This is a genomic window from uncultured Actinobacillus sp., from assembly GCF_945915845.1.
Taxonomy (GTDB): domain Bacteria; phylum Pseudomonadota; class Gammaproteobacteria; order Enterobacterales; family Pasteurellaceae; genus Exercitatus.
Map to the genome: position 1 here is coordinate 1 of NZ_CAMEFX010000082.1, position 3,137 is coordinate 3,137.

The 3,137-nt window shown below is 37.5% G+C and carries 7 protein-coding genes; 4 read left to right on the forward strand and 3 right to left on the reverse strand.

Features of this window, described 5'->3' with window-relative positions; all coding sequences use genetic code 11:
• Positions 1-101 precede the first annotated feature (101 nt).
• From Q0O89_RS10430 to Q0O89_RS10440, 3 genes are all read right to left on the reverse strand, one after another.
• Entirely contained in the window at positions 102-701 is a 600-nt protein-coding gene (locus tag Q0O89_RS10430; protein WP_293731626.1) for a phosphoribosyltransferase, read from the reverse strand.
• Between the two features lie 169 nt (positions 702-870).
• Positions 871-993 carry a hypothetical protein gene (locus tag Q0O89_RS10435; RefSeq protein WP_293731627.1) on the reverse strand — a complete coding sequence of 41 codons (123 nt, stop codon included), beginning with the start codon at positions 991-993 and terminating at the stop codon, positions 871-873.
• Positions 994-1,240: 247 nt separating this feature from the next.
• On the reverse strand, positions 1,241-1,471 hold the full coding sequence (locus tag Q0O89_RS10440) for a hypothetical protein (RefSeq protein WP_293731628.1): 231 nt from the start codon (positions 1,469-1,471) through the stop codon (positions 1,241-1,243).
• Between the two features lie 463 nt (positions 1,472-1,934).
• On the opposite strand from Q0O89_RS10440, the gene Q0O89_RS10445 reads away from it, so the two are divergent.
• From Q0O89_RS10445 to Q0O89_RS10460, 4 genes are all read left to right on the forward strand, one after another.
• Complete coding sequence (locus tag Q0O89_RS10445; protein ID WP_273317698.1) at positions 1,935-2,246, forward strand: RAQPRD family integrative conjugative element protein; 312 nt, start codon at positions 1,935-1,937, stop codon at positions 2,244-2,246.
• 2 nt (positions 2,247-2,248) lie between these two features.
• Positions 2,249-2,497, forward strand: a complete 249-nt coding sequence (locus Q0O89_RS10450) for a DUF3262 family protein (RefSeq protein ID WP_273317701.1) — start codon at positions 2,249-2,251, stop codon at positions 2,495-2,497.
• A gap of 25 nt (positions 2,498-2,522) precedes the next feature.
• Positions 2,523-2,930: a TIGR03745 family integrating conjugative element membrane protein gene (locus tag Q0O89_RS10455; protein ID WP_273317704.1), complete on the forward strand. Its 408-nt coding sequence runs from the start codon at positions 2,523-2,525 to the stop codon at positions 2,928-2,930.
• A gap of 8 nt (positions 2,931-2,938) precedes the next feature.
• The coding region (locus Q0O89_RS10460; protein ID WP_293731629.1) for a DUF3487 family protein at positions 2,939-3,137 on the forward strand (199 nt) is incomplete at its 3' end.

Below are 3,137 nucleotides of genomic sequence, written 5' to 3' on the forward strand. Positions count from 1 at the left end.
TTCTCCGTAAGTAAAATGGAGAACACATCCCATTGGGAATGTATTCCCCATGGGACGACAAAACTGAAAATATTTTCAGTTTGTAGTGAAGTGAAAGAAACTTAGCATTCAGTTTTAAATAAACTGAATGCGATGGTCTGTATGTCATTAAAATGCATTTTCATTAAATGATTTGCATTTGTTAATGTACTTCCAGTTGCAACCAGATCATCAACTAATAACACTGTTTTACCTGTGAAGTCAGAAGAATTGGCTGCATTTAAAATTAGTGGATTAAATTGATTACGTTGCTCTAACGGAATAGATTTCATTGAAATATTTGTTTTTTCAAATATTGAAATCATAGGACGTTGAAAACAACGACTTAATAGTATGGCAACATGCTGTGTTAACTCGCATGATGATGGCATCGGTATAATGTAATCAATATGGCAATCTCTTTTGAGACACTGATTAAAATAATGAATACATTGAGATACGTAGCGAAAAAACACTATACGTTGTTCTACTGTTAGGTTTAAATTTTCCAAGTGTTTAAGTGCGTAAGCTATAGGGCAACTGCCACCGATAGGTCGAGGTTGGCTTAAATCACGTTTTGGATAAGTAAAAATTGTTATCAAAGAAAGCGATTCCATTAATTCTAAATTGAAGTGATGTAATGCGCTTTTCCCTTGATAAACGGAGTCAGGTAGAATATTCATGATATATCTCCCCAAAAAAGAGAAATATCACTAAGGAATATCCATAGTATTTCTCCAAATTATGTAAAAAAGGGGAAACACTATGCCCACTGGGGATAATGTTTCCCCATGGGGTTAATGTAGAAATCATCACGTTTATAGCGGTGACGATTTGAATAAGTGAAAAGTACTATTTATGTGTTTTATCTTGATCTTTTGGGAAGAGTAAATCCCAATATGCCCAATATAAAAGACCACAAAAAATAGTCGCGAGTAATGCGAGCGTACCAACAATATAAATAATTGGATGCATAAGTTACTCCTTGTTAAAGTTTGTTGCCAGGTATGCTAATGATATTCCAGCGATCCAAAGATGTAAACCGAATAAAATCAACAATGTCGCCACCAAGATTTCAATACCATCATTAGGTATGATAATTGCGGCGAGACCGATACCTAGTACATAAGTACCGACTTTCCTCAGATCTTCTGATATAACACTGACAATGTGTGTGTTAAATTTTAGGATTAGATTCTTTATAGGCATTAAATCACCACCTTTAGAGTGAAATGACTAATTCATTTTCATTTTTTTGACTAACGTTAAAGAAACGAAAATATTGCCCATTAGGTGTCGGCATTTTATGAATAAAGCGTACTGCTTTATCTTTTGGTGATTGTTCCCAAATTGTCACCGCCGCATTTTTAATGGAACGGATTAACTCTTGTGGGATAGCACCATTTTTTGAGATATAACCCGCTAAACAGGCTAATTGAAGTGAAATTCGCATAAGCATCTCCATATAAAATATGGGAAATCGCTTACGCCCACAGGGAATAAGGATTTCCCTGTTAAGGTGTGAATAACGTTTTATATGCTTTCAACTCAAAAGAGCACTCTTTTACAGAAAGCCAAGAGTTTTTTTGCCAATATGTGGCTAAGGGATTGGTCAATTTGCTTGCGCAAACCACAATCTCAAGACCTAGACTGTGTTAAGGGTGTGAGTCATTTTTACCGCAGTAAAACTGTAACCTTTCAGACTCAGGTCACTTTCCTTGCTATCAACGATAGCATAAAGGATAACCTTATTATCCAACAACTAAAAATAGCCGCAATAATTAATTGAAAATATCTTTGTAAGACTTTCTAAAAAAACTCTCTCAAGTTCAAATACAATTTTCTATTAAATTTCAACCATCAATCTTGCATTATTTTCCCGTAGTCAATGTATTTCATTTTCGTGGAGAATTCTTATGCGTAGCCTTTTAACTGCAACAGTTTTATTTGTTGCGTTATCACCGACCTTATCCTTTGCGACAGAGCAATCTGAATTAGAGCAAGCGATAAGACAATTGGATTCAGCCAAGCAAGCATTAGCTCGTGCAGAATCACAAGCACTTTCTCATCTTAAAACACGTGTTTATTTTGATTACCGCAAGGCTCGTCAAGATATTCAGACGATTTCCCAAGGGATTAATCAATACATTAATTCTGAACGTGCGCAACCGCGTGATCCGCGTCAACTTCGTACGTTATCGGGTGAATATGACAAAGTGAGAAATTAATCATGGCAAACAGTGCTCAGGATGTTGCAGCAGCCTTTGAAGCGGCAGCAGGTTCAAGTTCCGCACCTGTCACCTTTTATGGTTTTGCGGCTTCCATCTTCTTTGTCGTTTTATTACTGGTGATCGTGTACATTCTTTTGCAAGGATTTGATGAGTTCCGTCACGGCGGTAAAGCATCAACGTTCATTTGGCTCTTGGCTCGCACATTAATACTCTTCTGCATTATGACTTACATGTTTCTACAACCTTAGTTTTATCTTTACTCAAGGATCCATTATGAAAACAACTTTAAACAATGTTAAAGAACGAGTGAACCAATTTGGGCATCAAGTTGGTGAAAAAATCGCAACGGCGGCAGTGTTATTAGGCACCTTAAGTACTGGTGTGTTGTTACCACAACCTGCTCAAGCGGATATGCCAAAAATGGACGCTCCATCAAGAAGCTCGGGGAATGACGGCATTCTTAAAATGATGCAAGACTATGCCTATGATGCAATTGTATTTGCTGGATTGCTGGTTTCAGCTTACGCCTTTATCAAAGTTGCGTTTGCCGCAATCGAAACCTTTGGTGAAGTGCGTGCTGGGAAAAAGACCTGGGGTGATTTGGGGGCTATCTGTTTAGTGGGTGTGCTTCTTCTTGTTGTGGCAATTTGGTTGCTTAATAAAGCAAAAGATATTTTATAGGAAATATGATGCAAGAACAGTCGTCCAATGTAGAGATTTTGTTTATTCCCGAACGCTTGAATAAAGCACCAAGTGTTTATCGTGGAATGACCTTAATTGAGCTTATGATTGTCGCCAGTATAGGTGTTGGTATTGGTGCAGTCCTGGGGATTTTGACCATGTTCTTGTTTAATCTGGACTGGGCGATGATTCCCACCGGAATGTTGG

Bases quoted from the DNA above. Each gene is read 5' to 3' on its own strand.
- Q0O89_RS10450 (WP_273317701.1), top strand. From the start codon at position 2,249: ATGGCAAACAGTGCTCAGGATGTTGCAGCAGCCTTTGAAGCGGCAGCA.
- Q0O89_RS10440 (WP_293731628.1), bottom strand. From the start codon at position 1,471: ATGCGAATTTCACTTCAATTAGCCTGTTTAGCGGGTTATATCTCAAAA.
- Q0O89_RS10445 (WP_273317698.1), top strand. From the start codon at position 1,935: ATGCGTAGCCTTTTAACTGCAACAGTTTTATTTGTTGCGTTATCACCG.
- Q0O89_RS10430 (WP_293731626.1), bottom strand. From the start codon at position 701: ATGAATATTCTACCTGACTCCGTTTATCAAGGGAAAAGCGCATTACAT.
- Q0O89_RS10435 (WP_293731627.1), bottom strand. From the start codon at position 993: ATGCATCCAATTATTTATATTGTTGGTACGCTCGCATTACTCGCGACT.
- Q0O89_RS10455 (WP_273317704.1), top strand. From the start codon at position 2,523: ATGAAAACAACTTTAAACAATGTTAAAGAACGAGTGAACCAATTTGGG.